Source organism: Mumia sp. ZJ430, assembly GCF_011751845.1.
Lineage (GTDB): Bacteria > Actinomycetota > Actinomycetes > Propionibacteriales > Nocardioidaceae > Mumia.
Genome location: NZ_JAAHFK010000001.1, coordinates 371,068 through 388,446, shown reverse-complemented (window position 1 = coordinate 388,446; position 17,379 = coordinate 371,068). Strand labels below are relative to the sequence as shown.

Annotated in this window: 23 protein-coding genes; 11 read left to right on the top strand and 12 right to left on the bottom strand. The window is 69.7% G+C overall.

The window, feature by feature from the left end:
* Positions 1-13: 13 nt before the first annotated feature.
* Complete coding sequence (gene recC, locus HCT63_RS01945) at positions 14-3,388, bottom strand: exodeoxyribonuclease V subunit gamma (protein ID WP_167001003.1); 3,375 nt, start codon at positions 3,386-3,388, stop codon at positions 14-16.
* Between the two features lie 72 nt (positions 3,389-3,460).
* On the opposite strand from recC, the gene HCT63_RS01940 reads away from it, so the two are divergent.
* Both HCT63_RS01940 and HCT63_RS01935 read left to right on the top strand, forming a co-directional pair.
* Positions 3,461-3,871: a hypothetical protein gene (locus HCT63_RS01940; protein ID WP_167001001.1), complete on the top strand. Its 411-nt coding sequence runs from the start codon at positions 3,461-3,463 to the stop codon at positions 3,869-3,871.
* A 47-nt stretch (positions 3,872-3,918) separates the two neighbouring features.
* Positions 3,919-4,185, top strand: a complete 267-nt coding sequence (locus HCT63_RS01935; protein WP_167000999.1) for a hypothetical protein — start codon at positions 3,919-3,921, stop codon at positions 4,183-4,185.
* 25 nt (positions 4,186-4,210) lie between these two features.
* On the opposite strand, the gene HCT63_RS01930 is transcribed toward HCT63_RS01935, so the two are convergent.
* The 4 genes from HCT63_RS01930 to HCT63_RS01915 all read right to left on the bottom strand — a co-directional run bounded on the left by HCT63_RS01930 (position 4,211) and on the right by HCT63_RS01915 (position 5,571).
* The gene (locus tag HCT63_RS01930; RefSeq protein ID WP_167000998.1) at positions 4,211-4,453 is read right to left on the bottom strand and encodes a toxin; all 243 of its coding nucleotides are present in this window, start codon (positions 4,451-4,453) and stop codon (positions 4,211-4,213) included.
* Positions 4,450-4,683: a ribbon-helix-helix protein, CopG family gene (locus HCT63_RS01925; RefSeq protein ID WP_167000996.1), complete on the bottom strand. Its 234-nt coding sequence runs from the start codon at positions 4,681-4,683 to the stop codon at positions 4,450-4,452. The genes HCT63_RS01930 and HCT63_RS01925 overlap by 4 nt, the downstream gene beginning before the upstream one ends.
* A gap of 349 nt (positions 4,684-5,032) precedes the next feature.
* Positions 5,033-5,335, bottom strand: coding sequence for a type II toxin-antitoxin system PemK/MazF family toxin (locus HCT63_RS01920; RefSeq protein ID WP_167000994.1), 303 nt, complete (start codon positions 5,333-5,335; stop codon positions 5,033-5,035).
* Positions 5,335-5,571 (bottom strand): ribbon-helix-helix domain-containing protein, encoded by a 237-nt coding sequence (locus tag HCT63_RS01915; protein WP_167000992.1) that lies wholly within the window; start codon positions 5,569-5,571, stop codon positions 5,335-5,337. The genes HCT63_RS01920 and HCT63_RS01915 overlap by 1 nt, the downstream gene beginning before the upstream one ends.
* 160 nt (positions 5,572-5,731) lie before the next feature.
* Here HCT63_RS01915 and HCT63_RS01910 point away from each other — a divergent pair, with 160 nt between their 5' ends.
* Together HCT63_RS01910 and HCT63_RS01905 are read left to right on the top strand one after the other, a co-directional pair.
* Positions 5,732-6,409, top strand: coding sequence for a Type 1 glutamine amidotransferase-like domain-containing protein (locus HCT63_RS01910; protein WP_167000990.1), 678 nt, complete (start codon positions 5,732-5,734; stop codon positions 6,407-6,409).
* A gap of 43 nt (positions 6,410-6,452) precedes the next feature.
* On the top strand, positions 6,453-6,791 hold the full coding sequence (locus HCT63_RS01905; protein WP_167000988.1) for a cytoplasmic protein: 339 nt from the start codon (positions 6,453-6,455) through the stop codon (positions 6,789-6,791).
* Between the two features lie 5 nt (positions 6,792-6,796).
* Here HCT63_RS01905 and HCT63_RS01900 read toward each other — a convergent pair whose 3' ends face one another.
* Positions 6,797-7,459: a response regulator transcription factor gene (locus tag HCT63_RS01900; RefSeq protein WP_167000987.1), complete on the bottom strand. Its 663-nt coding sequence runs from the start codon at positions 7,457-7,459 to the stop codon at positions 6,797-6,799.
* A 103-nt stretch (positions 7,460-7,562) separates the two neighbouring features.
* Between HCT63_RS01900 and HCT63_RS01895 the strand changes: the two genes are divergently transcribed.
* Positions 7,563-7,841, top strand: a complete 279-nt coding sequence (locus HCT63_RS01895) for a GlsB/YeaQ/YmgE family stress response membrane protein (protein ID WP_167000986.1) — start codon at positions 7,563-7,565, stop codon at positions 7,839-7,841.
* Positions 7,842-7,972: 131 nt separating this feature from the next.
* Here the strand turns inward: HCT63_RS01895 and HCT63_RS01890 are convergent, their stop codons facing one another.
* The 3 genes from HCT63_RS01890 to HCT63_RS01880 are packed head-to-tail and all read right to left on the bottom strand — an operon-like array spanning position 7,973 to position 11,942.
* Complete coding sequence (locus HCT63_RS01890; protein ID WP_167000984.1) at positions 7,973-10,078, bottom strand: iron ABC transporter permease; 2,106 nt, start codon at positions 10,076-10,078, stop codon at positions 7,973-7,975.
* A 7-nt stretch (positions 10,079-10,085) separates the two neighbouring features.
* Positions 10,086-11,075: an iron-siderophore ABC transporter substrate-binding protein gene (locus HCT63_RS01885; RefSeq protein WP_208322220.1), complete on the bottom strand. Its 990-nt coding sequence runs from the start codon at positions 11,073-11,075 to the stop codon at positions 10,086-10,088.
* Positions 11,076-11,105: 30 nt separating this feature from the next.
* Positions 11,106-11,942, bottom strand: coding sequence for an ABC transporter ATP-binding protein (locus HCT63_RS01880; RefSeq protein ID WP_279587720.1), 837 nt, complete (start codon positions 11,940-11,942; stop codon positions 11,106-11,108).
* 159 nt (positions 11,943-12,101) lie between these two features.
* On the opposite strand from HCT63_RS01880, the gene HCT63_RS01875 reads away from it, so the two are divergent.
* Both HCT63_RS01875 and HCT63_RS01870 read left to right on the top strand, forming a co-directional pair.
* The gene (locus tag HCT63_RS01875) at positions 12,102-12,665 is read left to right on the top strand and encodes a dihydrofolate reductase family protein (RefSeq protein ID WP_167000980.1); all 564 of its coding nucleotides are present in this window, start codon (positions 12,102-12,104) and stop codon (positions 12,663-12,665) included.
* A gap of 118 nt (positions 12,666-12,783) precedes the next feature.
* Complete coding sequence (locus tag HCT63_RS01870) at positions 12,784-12,981, top strand: ribbon-helix-helix protein, CopG family (protein ID WP_167000978.1); 198 nt, start codon at positions 12,784-12,786, stop codon at positions 12,979-12,981.
* 131 nt (positions 12,982-13,112) lie between these two features.
* On the opposite strand, the gene HCT63_RS01865 is transcribed toward HCT63_RS01870, so the two are convergent.
* Together HCT63_RS01865 and HCT63_RS01860 are read right to left on the bottom strand one after the other, a co-directional pair.
* Positions 13,113-13,295, bottom strand: coding sequence for an alpha/beta hydrolase (locus HCT63_RS01865; protein WP_167000976.1), 183 nt, complete (start codon positions 13,293-13,295; stop codon positions 13,113-13,115).
* A gap of 68 nt (positions 13,296-13,363) precedes the next feature.
* A complete protein-coding gene (locus tag HCT63_RS01860) occupies positions 13,364-14,230 on the bottom strand; it encodes an alpha/beta hydrolase (protein WP_167000974.1) in 867 nt (288 codons plus the stop codon).
* Positions 14,231-14,296: 66 nt separating this feature from the next.
* Here HCT63_RS01860 and HCT63_RS01855 point away from each other — a divergent pair, with 66 nt between their 5' ends.
* From HCT63_RS01855 to HCT63_RS01840, 4 genes are read left to right on the top strand one after another with little or no spacing between them, the layout of a single operon-like run.
* Positions 14,297-14,653, top strand: a complete 357-nt coding sequence (locus HCT63_RS01855; RefSeq protein ID WP_167000973.1) for a VOC family protein — start codon at positions 14,297-14,299, stop codon at positions 14,651-14,653.
* A 37-nt stretch (positions 14,654-14,690) separates the two neighbouring features.
* Positions 14,691-15,176: an SRPBCC domain-containing protein gene (locus HCT63_RS01850; RefSeq protein ID WP_167000971.1), complete on the top strand. Its 486-nt coding sequence runs from the start codon at positions 14,691-14,693 to the stop codon at positions 15,174-15,176.
* 55 nt (positions 15,177-15,231) lie between these two features.
* Positions 15,232-15,435, top strand: coding sequence for an antitoxin MazE-like protein (locus HCT63_RS01845; protein WP_167000969.1), 204 nt, complete (start codon positions 15,232-15,234; stop codon positions 15,433-15,435).
* The gene (locus HCT63_RS01840; RefSeq protein ID WP_167000967.1) at positions 15,432-15,758 is read left to right on the top strand and encodes a type II toxin-antitoxin system PemK/MazF family toxin; all 327 of its coding nucleotides are present in this window, start codon (positions 15,432-15,434) and stop codon (positions 15,756-15,758) included. Before HCT63_RS01845 ends, HCT63_RS01840 begins: the two co-directional genes overlap by 4 nt.
* A 10-nt stretch (positions 15,759-15,768) precedes the next feature.
* Here the strand turns inward: HCT63_RS01840 and HCT63_RS01835 are convergent, their stop codons facing one another.
* Positions 15,769-17,349 (bottom strand): PucR family transcriptional regulator, encoded by a 1,581-nt coding sequence (locus tag HCT63_RS01835; RefSeq protein WP_167000965.1) that lies wholly within the window; start codon positions 17,347-17,349, stop codon positions 15,769-15,771.
* Between the last annotated feature and the right edge of the window lie 30 nt (positions 17,350-17,379).

The window sequence follows — 17,379 nt, the reverse complement described above, 5'->3', positions numbered from 1 at the left end:
GCGTTCGTCAGGCTCATGCGTCGCCCCCGTGCTCGTGGATCGGGTTCCAGATGCGCGGCGCGAAGTATTCGAGGCTGCGGAGCCGGTTCAGCGCCTCGACCCGCGACTGCGGGCCGACGACGAACCGCCACCACGCGTCGTCGTTCTCGCCGGAGAAGCGGTGGTCGCCCTCCCAGCTCTTGCGGGCGCGGTCGAGCGCCTGCTGCAGGCCGTACGGGTCGCCGGGGCGGGTCTTGCGATACGCGGCGGCGAACGCGCTCGCGGTCTTCGGCGGGACACCCATCGGGAACCGCATCCCGGACTGCCGGACCCGTACGAGGTCGGCGAGCAGCGCCACAGCCTCCGCCGGGTCGGGTGAGGACAGCCGGAGGCCGCCCCTCTTGCCGAGCAGCTCGGCGCGGTGCTCGCGCTCGGGTTCGGCCGCCGCCAGCGCCAGCAAGCGCACCCATGCGGCCGCGACGTGCTTCGCGCTGATCGTGGAGTACGTCCGTAACCACACCGTGTCGTCATGGATCGCAGTGACCACACCCGTCAGCCGTACGGCGCCGCTGCCCTCGGGTGCGGGCAGGTCGAGCCGGATGTCGACGGACCTGGGCTGGCCGGTGCCGCGGTCGGCTGCGATTGCCCTCACGTTCGCCGCGATCTCGTCGCGTACGACCCGGCCGCGCGCGCCCGGCGGGAAGCTTCCTCGTACGACCTCCCGGTCGAGCGCGTCCTCGAGCGCCATCCCGTCGAGCACCTCGTGCAGCACCCGCTCCCCGATGTCCCACTGCTCCAGCCCGTCGAGGGCGATCGGCAGCGAGTCGTTCGCCTCGTCCACCTGCCGCGGGACGGTCACGTCGAGGCGGTGCCGGAGGAACTCGCGTGCCGGGTTCTGCAGGAACGCCACCAGCTCGTCGACCGTGACGGCGGAGATCGGCTGTACGGAGAGCGGCTGGTCGAGGAAGTCCTTCTTGGCAGGCGGATCCGTCCGAAAGGTGCGCAGCGCCTCGGCTCCCGCGAGCGCGGCCGTGTCGAACGTGCCTCCGGGCACCGGGCCGTCGGGACGGAAGTTGCGCTCGTCGAACGCCTGCAGCGGGTGGTGCCGTACGAAGCTCGGGTCGGTCGCGCCGTCCGCGTCCCCGGGCGCTGTCGCCGTACGGGATGCTGCGGCGATCAGCTCTTGCAGCGGTACGGCCGGTGGGCGGCGCGCACCGTTGTGCTCGTCGAAGCCGGAGTAGATCGCCACGAATTGCTCGCTGGCCGCCATCACGGCGTCGAGCAGGAGCTGGCGATCCTCGCTGCGCGCGTCACGCTCGCCGACCTGCGGACAGCGGGCCATGACGTCGTCCCCATCGACCACGAGCGAGCGCGGGTAGACACCGTCGTCGACGCCGAGCACCACCACGGCCTTGTGCGGCACCGAGCGCATCGGCACCATCGTGCACACCGTGATCGCGCCGCTGCGGAAGTTCGCACGGGTGGGCCGCGCGCCCCACCGCTGGTCGAGCATCACCCGGATGTCGTTGAGCCGCAGCGTCGTTCCCTCGCCTGCGGTCTCGCCGATCGCGTCGAGGTCGCGCGCGAGCTGAGCGAACTGCCACCGCTCGTCCGGAGGTGTGTCGGCGAGCGCCTCGATGGTGTCGTTCAGCCAGCGCATCCACTCACGCGCCGAGAGGGTGCCGCGTACGGTGTCGGCGGCGCGCTTGAGCCGCTCCATCAGCTCCAAGAACCGGCCGACGAGCTCGATGTCGCGGCTGCCGATGTCGTCGACGGGTACGCGGGCGGCTGACGGACCGTCGGTGTCGGCGGCGACCGCGACGCCGAGGGCGATCCGGTCCATGCCCCGCGTCCAGGTGTTCGCGTCGAGGCCGGCCAGCTGGTATTCGCTGCGGTGACCCGCGTCGTACCCCCACCGCACTCCCGCGTCGGTGACCCACCGGCCGACCCGTTCCAGGTCCTCCTCGTCGAACCCGAACCTTGCCCGTACGGCCTCATGGCTCGCGAGGTCGAGCACCTCGGAGACGGTCATCCGCCCGGCGACCAGCGCGACGACGCGGTGGGCCAGGTCGATCAGCGCGTTGGTCGCGCCCAGGGAGCGGTCGGCGAGCTGCACGCGAAGCTGCTGACCGGGGTGGTACGAGTCTTGGCCCGTGTCGGGCGTGCGGACAAGGCTGAGGCCGAACGTGGCCTGGATGAGCGGCGCGAACGTCTCGATGTCCGGGCACATCACGAGGATGTCGCGTGGTTGCAGCGCGCCCTGGGCGTCGGCAAGCAGGGAGGTCAGGACCTCGCGGAGCACCTCGACCTGGCGGGCCGGGCCGTGGCAGGCGTGCACCTGGATCGAGAAGTCGTCGGTCGTGGTGATGCGCGTTTCATCGGGGGCGCGATTGGCGCGGATGTCTGCTTGGAGCAGCGCGAGGCGGTTCGTGCCGGTCGTGGGCGTGGCCGGATCGAGCGGGGCGTGGACGGTGACGCCGTCGGTGCTCAGGACCGCTTGGAGCTCGCGGACGTCGCGGCCGAGCGTGGCCAGCAGCGGGTGCTTGGCGTGGCGGGCCGTACGGTCGTCGGCGCGCGCTCCCACGGAGGTGCGGCCGTCGAGGTCGGCCCACAGCTGCGGTGAGGGGTGGGGCAGCCAGAGGTGGAGGTCGCGGCAGGCGCCCAGGGCGACGACCAGCTCGCGCTCGGCTGCGGCGAGGCGGGTGTAGCCGAAGAAGGAGAGGCGTTGCGGAAGATCGATCGCTGCCTGGCTCGACGACAGCTCGTCCACGACTCGCCGGTGGCGTTCGGTGACCGACTCGGTCAGGTCGTGCCGTTCGCGGACGAGCTCGACCGTGCGCCGCCACAGGATCGGCTGCCAGAGGAAGTCGTCGGGCAGGGTGTCGCCCACGCCGTCGGAGGGGACGCCGGCCTCCCAGTCGGCGAGCATGTGGGGGCGCTCTCGCGCGTACGAGGCGAACAGCCCGGCGATGCGGCGCGCCACGGCGTACCGGCGCGACTGGCGCGCCTTGCGCTCCCACTCGGCGCGTGGGTTGTCGGTGATCTCCTGGCCCGCGCCGAGGTGGTGGGTGAGTGCGTCGAAATGAGGGGATCCGGTGAGCTCGTCGATCGCCTCGAGGGTGGGCCAGACAAGTCGATCTGCTTGCCACGGGTCGTCGCGGTCGCGACCGAGCAGCATGCTGATGAGCGACTGCGGCGCCATGATCTGCAGGCCCGCGCAGACGCCATCGTCGCCTGCTGTGGTGCCGAGCGCGTGGGAGAGCTGCTGCGCCAACCACCGCTCAACGCCGCGGGCCGGGACGACCACGACCTCGGGGGTGAAGACGTCCGCGGGGTCGTCGCGCAGCATTGCGGCGAACTCACGCGCGAGCGTCTCCGGCTGGTCGCCCCGGTGCACGTTGATCCCCACGCCGCGACCCTAGCCAACCCGCACCGCAAACGACCTCGACGTCGAGGCGGAATGTCGCCCTAACATGGCGCGATGTCCGCGTGTCAGTCTCCGACGCCCTCTGAGGACCAGAGCGTCGCCCTGGTCGAGAGGATCCTCGAGGAGGCCGCCTTCCGGTCGGGTGTCGAGCAGCCGCCGCCAGGCGAGCGGGTCACAGCGACGCACGCGATCTGGCTCTGTGCCTGCGAAACGATGGACGATTCGCCGGTCTGGCTCATCTACGCGACCGGGGACGGCGGCATCGGGTGGCGACGACTCGGTGAGAGCGACCTCTCTGCAGTCGTCGATGCCACGCACCTCACGGGCTGTCACCCCGATCCAGCCGGGGTGCTGAAGTGGTTGCACGGCGAGTGGCCGTATCCGTGGCCGGCCCATGGCCGTGGAGACTTCCCGGATCACGCCTTCATCTACGACGAGATTCGTCGTCGGGTCCTGTCGGAGTAGTCCTCCTGGTTGAGCCTTCACCAGGAACCCGCCCATAGGGTGGCCCAATGCCGAAAGTGAAGGGAACTCTCGTTGACCCTCGGTCCGTCCTGACGGGGAGTATCGCGGACAACCAAGGTTTCGTCGTAACGATCTGGGACGGCCCGGCCGAGACCTACACCGTGCCCACCGACGATGTCCGCGAGGTCGTCATCTGGGCCGACGAACAGTCCAATGGTCGGGCATACGAGATCTTCGCGACCGTCAAGACAACCGGCCAGCGGGAGCTGGTCCGGATCGCCGGCTTCGACCCGACAGACCCTGACAATCTCTAACAGCGCCGGAGGGGCACCACTTCAGTCAGGGAAGCAGGTCCCAGTAATGTCGACGGGCAGGCATCGCGTGTATCACCATCTCCTCGCCGCTCTCGAAGACGAGGACGACCGTCTCCAGCAGTCGCGCATGAGTGTCGAACCCGAGCCGGAGTTCACGATGGGGCCAGTCGTCCTCATCGAGTGGCTCGATCCATTGCGACCAATCGGCTGCCTGGATGGCATCCTCCGGCAGGACGCCGTGCTTGAGCGCGCTGCGATGAACCCTCACGCCGACAGGGCTGACACCGCGCGACGAATCGTCTCCGAACGGGAGAGATGCTCCCGCTCAGCAACGGCGTCAAGCGCGGCGATCTCCTCGGCAGTGAGACGAACGGCCACCACCTGCATAGGCTCAGCCCCACGCCCTGGCCGGCCTCGCCCGCGTCGCTTCAGCTGGTCGACGTCGTAGCCAGCCTCGGCTTCGTCGGCCCATGCCTCGATCTGTTCGTCTGTCGCCATAAGAAAATCGTATAACGAAAAAGGTTGTGCCGGTAGCGTCCCGTCAGCCGATCACGTGAGCCTCGGCGTCGGCGTCGGCGAGCCATATGTTCACCGCAGCGAACATATGTATGGCGCGGCATACACCGGCGAGCATCTCTCGCCTGTCGTCGGCACCGGGTGTTCGTACATCCCCGACGATTTTCGACAGGGAGGTCTCGATACGCCCTCCGCTGGCGCTCCGGGCTACTCGACCGGCTATGCCTGGCGGCGGCTGCGGTGGAGGAGCCAGAAGAAGTACGGGGGCACCCGCCAACGCGGCCCGCATCCCGACGCGCTAGCCACTGCCTCGACATCCACTCCAGCGGGCTCAGAGATCGAGGTCGAACGCAGCGCGGATCGCATGCGCGAGGTCGCCCTCCTGCGACTCGAGCAGGAAGCCGAGCTGTCGGCCCACACTTTCCACGGGCACAGTCACGATGTTGTCGCAGCTCACCACGCTGTCGCGGTCAAGGCCATTGATCGGACCGACAGGAACTTCGGTGGAGAGCCCGCGGATCGTACTCGTAATCGGCGCGACGGTGACCCGATTCAGATACGGACGAACGACCTCACGGGTAAGAACCAGCACCGGCCGCGCCTTGTCGAGACGGGCCACGTGGATCGGTCGCATCAGTCGAGGTCGTCCATCGACACGCCGGCCGCGAACTCCGCCAGCCCGTCCATGTCAGTGTCTTCCCGTTCAGCGGCAAGAATCGCAGCGTCGCGTTCAGCAACCGTGCGTCGCTGCTCCCGCTGGAGCGCCTGCGTCACGACGGCAGCGCGACTCGGGGCCTCGCCCGCTTTGACCAGCTCGTCCACGAACGTCACGAGATCGTCGTCCAGACGCACAGCGATCTGAGTGCTCATACCAAACGGTACCACTCTGGGATCCGCCACCCGCTCCGTTGCTCGATGTCGCGATGACGATCCGCAGCGACGGGTTTCACGCGGGGACCAGTCAGGAATCCATGCACCCGGTCCTCCCTTCTGTCAGAACAGCCGCCAGCGCGACGTACAGGAGCCACGCGTGAAACTCCTCCTCACCTCCGCAGGCGTCACGAATCCGAGCATCCGCGAGGCGCTGGTCGATCTGCTGGGCAAGCCGATCGCCGACGCGAACGCCCTCTGCCTTCCGACGGCCACGTACGCCATGGGAGGGCCACCGTCGGCGTGGCGTTTCATCACCGGCCAGACACCGCTCCCCATGTGTGGCCTGGGGTGGAAGCCGCTGGGCGTCCTCGAGCTGACCGCACTTCCCAGCGTCGGCGAGCAGAAGTGGGGCCCCTGGGTCCGTGGAGCCGACGTCATCCTCGCGGGCGGCGGCGACGCGACCTACCTGTCCCACTGGATACGGCAATCCGGTCTCGCGGACGTCATGCCGTTGCTGCGGGACACCGTCTGGGTCGGGCTGAGCGCGGGGAGCATGGCGCTGACGCCACGGATCGGTGCGGAGTTCGTCGAGTGGGAGTCCGCTCCCGACGACCGTACGCTCGGGGTCGTCGACTTCTCGATCTTCCCGCACCTCGGCATGGAGCCCGACAACACCATGGCCTGTGCCGAGACGTGGGCAGCCGAGATCGTGGGTCCGGCGTACGCGATCGACGACCAGACGGCCATCGCGGTGGTCGACGGCGCCGTCGAGGTCGTCTCCGAGGGGCAGTGGAAGCACTTCCCCGTGGAGACGAGCTCCGCACGCGGGCGTTGAAGGCGACCTTTCTCGTACCGGCCTACGGGGTCATGCTCAACTGATGAGCCTTGATCCAGCCGAGACGAACCCCGATCACTACAAGGTCATCTTCGAGAACGAACGTGTCCGCGTTCTCGAGTACCTCGATGAGCCGGGCACAGTCACCAACCCGCACGAATACCCGGACAGCGTGATGTACACCCTGTCCTCGTTCCGGCGTCGACTCGTCCAAGGGGACGAGCAGCGCGAGGTGGGGCTCGAAGCAGGCACGGTCATCTGGCTTCCGGCGCAGCAGCACCACGGGGAGAACATCGGTGACACCCCGACGCACGCGATCTTTGTGGAGCTCAAGGACTCGACGGCACCGATCGGGGAGGGGACGCTCGGCCCGAGCGCGTGACGCTGTCAGGGGCCGCCTCGCCAGTGCTCGATCCGGCGTTTGTCGGGCAGGAACCCGTGGTCCACACCCCAGAGAACTGCTTGGGTCCGGCTCTCGACGTCGATCTTGCGGTAGAGCCCGCGGATGTAGGACTTCACGGTGTTGGGACTGAGGTAGGTCAATGCTGCAACCTCAGCGTTGTTCTTGCCCTGCGTGATGAGGGCGAGGATCTCCGCCTCACGATCGGTCAGGCCTTCGCCGCGCCCGGGCCAGTCACCACCCTGGGTGCGGACCTTGGCCGCTGGAGGGCTGACCACGATCTCGCCCGCGTGCACGGACTCGAGGGCGGTGACGAGTTCTCGGGCCGTGAGCGCCTTGGACAGATAGCCGTGGACTCCAAGATCGCGGGCTGCCGCGAGGAGGTCCGGGTGGAAGCTCCAGGTATAGACCACGACTCGCCGGGCACGTGGGTTGTCGATGAGGGCCTTGATCTCCTCGCGATCGGACTCCGGCTGGGCGAAAGAGTCGTACAGCGCGATGTCGACGCCGTCCTCGACGGGCAAGTTCGTGTCCAGCTCGGCGACCACGACACGGTCGCGGTACGGCTCAAGCATGTTGGCGACCCCGATGACGACGACGTCGTAGTCGTCCACGAGGGCGACCTGGATGGGGCGGCCTCGATTGCTCATGACCACACGCTAACCCACCTAGGGGTGTGCCACACCCCTCCTAGGGGTGGTTGCGTAGTGGGCAGAGGGCGCAACAGTCGGCCTCTCGAAGAAAGGGAGACTCATGCTCGGACTCATCCTCACCATCCTCATCGTCGGCGCCATCGCCGGCTTCGTTGCCCGACTCCTCGTGCCCGGTCGTCAAGACCTCTCCATCGTCGCGACCATCGTGCTCGGCATCATCGGCTCGTTCATCGGCGGCATGCTCGGCTACCTGTTGTTCCACAAGGACGCAGACGACGGCTTCTTCCAGCCGGCGGGCATCATCGGCTCGATCATCGGCGCAGTCATCGCTCTGCTGATCTGGCAGTGGTCGAAGCGCCGCAGCTCCGCCCACTCCTGATCGACCGACCAGCCCGGCGCCGGGGCCATCGCCAGGTGGCCCCGCCCGGGTGTGCCGGGTTTCGACAGGCTCAACCAGCGGGGCGGGGTTTCGACAGGCTCAACCAACCGGGGGGCGGGGTTTCGACAGGCTCAACCGGCGGTGGTGCGGCGGCTGCGGTGGAGGAGCCAGAAGAAGTACGGGGCGCCGACCAGCGCAGCCAGCAGCCCCGCCGACAGCTGCGTCGGCGCGGCGACCGTACGCCCGAGCATGTCCGCCAGCACCAGCAGGATCGCACCCAGCAGCGCCGCCACCGGGATCACCAGCTTGTGCCGCCGCCCGACGAGCGAACGCGCCGCGTGCGGAGCGACCAGACCCACGAACCCGACCAGCCCGATCGCCGCCACGGCCGTCGCCGTCAGCAGCACTGCACAGCCCAGCAACGCGAACCGCGCACGCGCCGGCCGCACCCCCAGCACCCGCGGCGTGTCCTCGTCGACGGACAGCAGATCCATATAGCGATACCCACACACGATCGCAGGCACCAGCACCACCAGCGCGATCATCAACGGCACCAGATGCTCGTACGACCGCCCGTACGTCGAACCCGCCAACCACGTCAACGCCTTCGTGGCATTCCACGGGTCGGTGGTCACGATCATCAGCTTCACCAGCGCCTCGGACGCGAACGAGACGCCCACGCCGATCAGCACCAGCCGGTCCGTCGCGAACCCACCCTTCGCCGCCAGCCCGAACACGATCGCCGCCGCGATCAGCGCGCCCACGCCGGACGCCCCGGCGAGCACCCAGAACGACGCCATCGGCACGAACGTCACGATGACGACCGCACCCACCGACGCGCCACCGGCGACGCCGATGATCGTCGGGTCCGCGAGCGGGTTGCGCGTGACGGCCTGGATCGCCGTACCTGCGATCGCCAGCGCGACGCCCGCCAGCAGCGCCGCGAGCACGCGCGGCACCCGCGCGCCCATGACGTTGGAGACGATCGGCCCCGCCTGTCCCGTCGCCCAGTTCATGAAGTCGCCGAGCAGGAAGACCCGGTCACCGACCAGCACCGCGGCGATCACGAGCGCGAGGAGCACCAGCGACAGCACGGCCATCAGCGCGATCGGGTGCTTCGTCCCGACCCCTCGTACGTCGAGCGCGTTGCTCGCGTCGTCCAGCCGCGACGCACGCAGCCGGAACGCGAACCACACCAGCACGACGGCGCCGAGCAGCGACGTCACGACCCCGGTCGGCACCTCGACCGCCCGCTGCGCACCGAGCAGCGCACGGATCAGGACGTCCGCGCCGAGCACGATCGCGACACCGGCAAGCCCCGAGACGGGGATCAGCGCGCGGTGCCGGTGCAGGCCCGGCACGTGCGGCGCGGCGAGCCGGGTCAACGCCGGAGCGGCGAGACCGATGAAGCCGATCGGCCCCGTCACGGTCACCGCAGCCGCCGACAGGACGACGGCGATCACCAGCACGATCAGCTGCGTCTGCCGTACGGGGATGCCGACCGAGCGCGCGGCGTCGTCACCGAGCACCATCACGTCGAGCCGGCGCCCGTACAGGAGCACCACCAGCAGGCCCGCGGCGATCACGGGCACCATCGCGCGTACGCCGCCGAGGCCGTTCTGGCTCAGCATCCCCGACTCCCAGGCCTGCAGGCCCTGGCCCTCGATCGGGTTGAGGATGATCAGCGTCGTCGCGAGGGACATGAGCACCATCGCGACGACGGTGCCGGCGAGGACGAGCCGTACGGTCCCGTAGTCCGTCCCCGCCAGCAGGAACACGACCCCCGCCGCGGCCAGACCGCCGACGAACGCGAGCACGAGGTCACCGAAGATCAGCCCCGGCAGCCCGACCGTGGCCGCGACCGTCAGCGCGAGGAACGCGCCCGCGTTGACCGCGAGCGTGTCCGGCGACGCCAGCACGTTGCGCGAGATCGACTGCAGGACGCAGCCGGCGGCGCCCAGCGCGATACCGACCACGAGCGCGGCGGCGACGCGGGGCAGCCGCGAGTCGACGACGACCGCCGACACCTGCTGGTCTGCGGACCCGGTGACCCAGGCCCACAGGTCGCCGAGCCCGACCGCCGCAGTCCCCTGCACCACATTGATCGCGGCGAGGACGACGATCAGCGCGAGCAACCCGGTGACCACGAGCGCGAGGCTCCAGGTCAGGCGGCGCCCGTCGTCCTGTCCGGGTGAAGCGGAGGGGCCCTCGGTGGCGGGCTCGGCGGTGAGTGTCATGCGAGTGTCAGGAGACCGTCTCGACGACCGCGTCGGTGAAGTCCAGCATCGACGCAGGTCCGCCGAACATCCAGATCCCGTCCGGGAAGCGCTCGACGTTGCCGGCCTTGACGAACGGCAGCGAGTTCCAGACCTTGTTGTCCTTCAGCGAGCCGGTGTAGACGTCGACGTCGGTGTCGTTGGCGATGTACCAGTAGAGCGTGTCGGCGGGGAGCTTCGTCAGACCCTCGATGTCAGTCGTCCCCAGGCCGTACACGGCGTCGCCCTCGACACCCTCGACCGAGGTCCAGGCGTCCTCGAAGCCGAGCTCCTTGAGGACCGCACCGATCTGCGAGCCCTCGAGATACGGACGCACGGAGACCGCGCCGCCCTGCTCCCACGCGTCGTTGAACGCGACCGGCGCACCGGCGGCATCGGTGGCTGCGATGGTCTCCTTGGCCTCGGCGATCTTGTCGTCGAAGTCCTTCTTGAGATCGGCGGCCTCGTCCTCGGTGCCGGTGGCCTGCGCGACGAGGTCGACGTTCTTCCACATCTGGCCGAACGGGTCGCTGGAGTCGCCGCCGGGCATCACGATGACCGGGGTGGTCTCCTCGATCTGCTTGATCGCGTCACCGGCGAGGGTGTCGGTCACGAAGACGACGTCGAGGCCCAGGCCCGCCAGGGTGTCGATGCTGGGCTCGCCGCGGGTGCCGATGTCGGTGGCGCTGTCGTCGAGCTCGACCGACTGGTCCCAGGCCTTGAAGCCCTTGATGTCGGAGACGGCGGTCGGCTGGATGCCGAGCGAGATCAGGTACTCGACGGTGTTCCACTCGGTGGAGGCGACCTTCTCGGCCGGTCCGTCGAGCGTCACCTTCTCGCCGCGGGCGTCGGTGATCGTGATCTTCTCGTTGCTGTCCGACGATGAGTTGTCGGCGTCGTCCTCGGTGGTGCCGCACGCGCTGAGCGCGAGGGCGAGGGCTGCCGCGGACGCGACGAGCAGGGTACGGGTGGGCTTCACGGCCTGGGTTCTCCTTGTGATGGTGCGCCGTCAGTGCGCGACGGCGTCGGTGGTGGGACGAGCGTGGTGGCGCGCACGGGCGCGGGTACGGAGGTGTCCGTCGTGCGGATCGACGTGGACGTCGACCGTGACCCCGTACGCGGGTGAGAGCAGCTCGGTGGTCAGCACCTCCTGCGGGGTGCCGACCGCGGTGATCTTGCCCTCGACGAGCAGCACGACCTCGTCGGCGACCGCGGCCGCCTGGTCGAGGTCGTGCAGGACGATGCCGACGGCGATGCCGTGGTCGTCGGCGAGGTCGCGGACGATGTCGAGGAGCTCGACCTGGTAGCGCAGGTCGAGGTACGTCGTCGGCTCATCCAGCAGCAGCACCGGCGTGTCCTGCGCGAGGCAGCTCGCGAGCCAGACACGCTGCGCCTGACCACCCGAGAGGGTGTCGACGCCGCGCCCCGCGAGCTCGGTGACCCCGGTCATCGCCATCGCGCGCTCGACGATCGCGTGGCCGTCGGGATCGCCGCCGCCCCACCGCGAACGGTGCGGGTGACGGCCGTACGCGACGACCTCCCGTACGGTCACGCCGCCGGGAGCCGAGCGCGACTGCGAGAGCAGGGTCAGGCGGGTGGCGAGCTCCTTGGCCTTGAGATCGGTGATCGACTCGCCCTCACGCAGCGCGATGCGACCGTCTGCCGCCTTGTGCAGGTGAGCGAGGGTCCGCAGGAGCGTGGACTTGCCGCTGCCGTTGGGACCGATCAGCGCGGTGACGCGGCCGGGCATGAGCGCGATGCTCACGTCGTCGACCACGACCGCCGAGCCGTACGCCGCGCGGACCCGCTCGGCGGTCAGCTCGGGAGGGCGCTGGATGCTGTTCACCTGACAAAGGTAAGGCATACCTTCCTCAGACTGAAAGCGAAGTCTGAAAGAACACGTTCGGCGAACGTGTCGAAACGGCGACGCCGCGTTCGGCGTAAGGGTGAAAAGCCGCTGCGGCACTAGGGTCGAAGCGGTCCCGTACCCCACTGGAGGAACGCCATGCGCACCCTGATCATCACCGCATTCGTCTCGCTCGACGGCGTCATGGAGGGTCCCGGCGGCGAGCCTGGCTATCGCAACTCCGGATGGACGTTCAAGGACGTCGAGTTCGACGAGGCCGCGTACGAGCTCAAGGGCCGCGAGCAGCAGGAGACCACCGCGCTTCTGCTCGGGCGTACGTCGTACGAGGCGTTCGCGCCTGTGTGGCCGACGATGGACGAGTTCAAGGAGTACAACGAGATGCCGCGCTACGTGGTGTCGACGACGCTCGAGTCCGACGACGAGCGGTGGCCCGCGACGATCCTGCACTCACTCGACGAGGTCGCCGCGCTCAAGGAGACCGAGGGCGGGCCGATCGCCGTCCACGGCAGCTCGACGCTCGGACGCAACCTCGCCGACGCGGGGCTCGTCGACCGCTATCACCTGCTCGTCTTCCCGCTGCTGCTCGGCGCCGGCAAGCGCCTGTGGAGCGACAGCGACAAGGACACGACCAAGCTGAAGCTCGTCGAGCACGAGGCCTACCCGAACGGGATCCAGAAGCAGGTCTTCGACGTCGTGAAGTGACGGCGCCGCTGGTCGAGTAGTCCGGAGCGCTCGCGGAGGACGTATCGAGACCCCTCCCGTACCCCAGTTGTCCACTGGCAGGCCGCGGCGTACGTTCTTTGTCGAGCACAAGGTGCAGGTGAGAAACCTGGACGAAGAGGAGGGCGAGCGGATCGCCGCCCGAGGCCGACCGTCCCTGTCCGGCGGGTCTGCTCACTCACCTCAGATCGGCGTCCGGCTCTCACCCGACCTGCACGGCCGCCTCCGTTCGCGCGCCGAGCGGGAGAACAAGAGTCCCTCGGAGATCGTGCGGGAAGCACTCGAGCGCTACGTCTGAACTCCGCCCGGCTCTGTCACCACCCCGCGCGACACTGCAGAGATGGCGTACGACGAGGAGCTGGCGGAGCGGATCCGCGAGGTGGTGGAGTCCGACGCGCTGCCAAGGGCGGGTGAGCGCGGACTGCACCCTCAGAGCCCGTACGCAGCGAGGAAGTCGGCGACCACGCGGTTGAACTCCTGCGGCCGCTCCACGTTGGGGTAGTGCGCCGCGTCGTCGATCACCGCCAGCTCGCCCTGCGGCACGAGCGCGGCCAGGCGCTCGGCCATGCTCCGGTGGTCGTCACCATCGGCCGCGCCGACGACGGCGAGCACGTGACGCCACACTGCGCGTGCTGCGCGCGATGCTCGCCGGCCTGGAAGACGTCGAGGCGCAAGGCTGATCAGCCGGCGTCGAGCACCTCGCGCAGCCGTACGGCGAACGCCTCCGGGTCGCCGTCATGCCCGAACTCACCCCCGGCGAATCCGGCATGCCCACCGGGGAACACGGTTGCCTCCTGCCCGAGCGCCTCGGCGAGCGCGACCGACGTACGACCGGTGATGAGGCCGTCGGAGTCGGCGCCGACAGCGACGACGATCCGCGCCGATGTCGCCTTGAGGGCATCGACGTCGAGCTGCGGAGCGGTGCCGTCGTCGGAGACGCCGGACAGCAGCGGGTCGTCGCGAGACCCGTCGTCCTCGGCAGGCAACCCGAACGCCGCCGGGTCCGGAGGCGAGGCAGTGAGCGCGTCGTCGGTGAACTCGCCCTTCCGCGAGACCATCGCGAAGAACGCCGCCATCCCGTGACCCCACCCCTTCTCCTGATAGACCGCGTGCACCGCGCGACCCGCGGCGGCGACCTTGTCGGCATCGGGGAGCAGCTCCGTGAGCGGGGGTTCGTGCGCCACCAGCACCGACACGTCGTCCGGGTGCGCGGTGACGAGCGCGAGGCCGCTGATCGCGCCGCCGCTGCTCCCGAACAGCTCGACCGGAGCGGTCCCGAGATCGGCGATGATCTGGTGGAGGTCGTCGGCGTGCTGCTCCGCCGTATGGACGGTCGAGCCGTCGCGGCTGGTGCTGCGCCCGACCCCGCGCGGGTCGTACGTGACGACCGTGCGGTCGCCGAACTGCGAGGCGAGCGACGCGAACCCGCTCGCGTCCATCGGAGCTCCGACCATCATCAGTACGGGGCGGTCGGTCGGCGGCAGCGCCCCCCGTACGTCGTACGCGAGCGTGGCCTCGGGTGTCTCGAGCATGTGTGTCTCGGTCATGTCCTGTGGACCGGCGGCCGACGCCGGACTCATCGCAGTGCGGTCCAAGCCGTCTAGCCTGACCGGATGCGGGTCGACCTCTTCGCCGGGATCTACGTCAGCGACCTCGACGCCGCCAAGGACTGGTACGCCCGTCTGCTCGGCACCGACGAGGCGTTCCGGCCGAACGACACCGAGATCGTCTGGGAGCTCGCCGAGCACCGCTACCTCTACATCGAGGTCAATCCCGAGCATGCCGGGCACGCGCTGCAGACGGTGTTCGTCGAGGACTTCGAGGCGTTCGTCGCCGGGGTCAGCGCACGCGGCATCGAGCCAGCGACGCGCGAGACGTACGAGAACGGCGTCCGCAAGTGGACCTACCGCGACCCGGACGGCAACGAGATCGGCCTCGGCGGCGGACCCGTCGAGGCGGAGTCGGAGTAGCGGGAATAATCCGTACGCCTTGCGGTTGCAGGTCGCCATGACGACACCCACGCTTGCCGACGTCCAGCACGACACCTTCACCGTGACGCTCGACGTCGCTGCACCGCCGGAGCGTCTGTACGAAGGCTTCGCCGACCCGGCCGTACGGCACCGCTGGTTCTGGCTACCCGGAGGCGAGGCGACGTACGAGCACGACTTCCGCGTCGGCGGTGGCGAGTCGGCACGGAGCACGTTCCGCGCTCTTGATGGGACGAGCGAGCGACTCGCGTACGACTCCCGGTTCATCGATCTCGTCCCCGCGCAGCGGATCGTCCTCACGTACGAGACGCACGTGAACGACGTGCTTCGCTGGACGTCGCTCGTCACCGTCGTGCTCGACCCGACCGACGACGGCACGCGCCTGCGCTGGACCGAGCAGGTCACCTTCGTGACGCCGACCGGCAGCGGCGAGCAGGATCTCCCGCACGTCCACGGCGGGGCCCGCCTGCAGCTCAACGGTCTCCCCGGCGCGCTGGGGCTGTGAGGACAGACATTTGCGGGTCTTGAGCCGCCGCCCGCGTTACATGTAACGTTGACCCATGAGCGTTCGTGACCGTGTTGCCGAGCACCGCCGGCGCATGCGCGAGCGCGGATACCGGCCGATCCAGGTGTGGGTCCCCGACGTGCGGACCGAGCAGTTCCGCGACGAGGCGCACCGCCAGGCCGCGGCCCTCGCCCGGGCGGATCGTCGCGCCGACGACCAGGAGTTCGTCGAGGACATCTCCGACAGCTGGGACGAGTGAACCGCGGCGAGCTGTGGGCGGTCGCCGGCGGCACGTACGCGTCAAAGCCACGACCAGCTCTGATCCTTCAAGAGGATCTCTTCGACGCCACGGAGTCGGTCACCGTCGTTCCGCTGACCACGGCGGTTGTCGACGCCCCGTTGATCCGCATTCCCGTTCCGGCTACGCGCACGACGGGGATCGACCGGCCGAGCTTCGCCATGGTCGACAAGATCACGACCGTACGCCGCAGCAACGTCGGCGCGCGCATCGGACGACTCCCCACCTCGCTGCTGGTCGATATCGAACGAGCGGCCTTGCTGTTCCTCGGCCTCGCGCGCTGACCGACCGCGGTCACGTGCCGTCGCGGGCGAGGAGTCCGAGCAGCAGCGCGACCCGGTCCTCCGCGACGTCGAGCCGCGCGCCGGTCAGCTCCTCGACGCGCGCCATCCGGTTGCGGAGCGTGTGGCGGTGCACGCCGAGCGCCCGTGACGCCGTCTCCCACGAGCCGTTGTGGCGCAAGAACACCTCGAGCGACTCCAGCAGCACGCGCTCACGCTCCGAGTCACCGTCGAGCAACGGCGCCAACGGCGACGCAGCCAGGGTCGCCACCCGCGTCCGTACGACGTCGTCAGCGAGGATCGCCTCCAGCGTCAGCGTGCCGTACCAGCCGACCTGCTGATGCGACGCCCGCGCCGACGCGGCTGCGTGGAGAGCCGCCGCCCGGCCCGACGCCGCTCGCCCGATCGGCAGCGCACCGCTCACCCCGACAACCACGTCGTGGCGTCCGGCGCGGGCCAGCCCCTCAGCCACGGCGTCCGCGCTGCCGTGCACGTCCTCGTCGCGGACCAGGACGAGCACGCCGTCGGTCGCGTCGGTCTCCACGTGCGCCACCGACGCGGCGTCGAGCGCGTGCGCGACGAGATCGAGCGGCGACGTACGGCCCTTGCCGGGGACTGCGATCAGCATCCGTACGCGGTCGCCGGGCTCGAACCCGAAGTGCTCGAGGTGCCGGACGACCGACGGAGCGACCACGTCGTCGTCGAGCAGCAGCTCCAGCACGGTCGCGCCGAGCCGGTGCCGCGCGTCGACGAGCTCGCGCGGGCGCTCGCGCTGGAGGGTAAGGAGCGAGACCGCCTGGTTGAGCAGGAGGCGGTCGCCGACGGACAGCGCACCCGGCACTTCGACGGCGAGCCAGCCGCTCGGACGCTCCAGGCCGCCGAGACGCTGAACGGCGAGCGTGCCGGTGCCGGAGACGACCGCGATGCTCGCGCGACCGGGCCAGACCGCGAGGCCGGCGAGCTCGGCGACGACGCGGTCGCGCAGGTCAGGCGCCTCGCCCGCTGACGCGACCGGGTGCTCGAGCTCGTCGAGGACCAGGACGGTCGCGTGCAGCTCGTGGGCCAGCGCAGCGGACAGTCCCGCGACGCCGCCGTCGAGAGCGGCGCGCGTCATCTGCCGCTGGAACGTGACCGCGCGATGCATCACCGCGTTCTCCTGCTCCGCACGCCGTGCCGCGACCGCCTGCGCGATCGCCACGAACGGCGTCGGCAGCGGCACCTCGAGGAGGGGCAGGCCCGTCCGACGGCACGCGTCGCGCAGCCCGACCGGGATCGTCGCGAACCGCACGCCGACGCCGAAGGCCAGGCCGACCACGCCGGCCGCCACCAGGCGTACGACGTACGCCTCCTGCTCGGCATGTGCCCTCGGCATCCGCAGGCCCGTCGTGAGGACGAGCTCGCCGCCCCCGAGGAAGGGCGTGGGGTCGAGCACCTCGATCGCATGGGCCCAGCCGAGCCGGACCTCAGGTGCCTCCACGGGCTCGACGAGCCGCAGTCCGAGCGCGTCCTGGTCGAGCAGCCACGCCAGCGAGACCCCGTACGGGTCGTCAGGCGGCACAGCGGGCGGCGCGGCGGTCATGGACACAGTGTCCATGCCACGCAGCCTCCGCGCACCGTTTCGGCA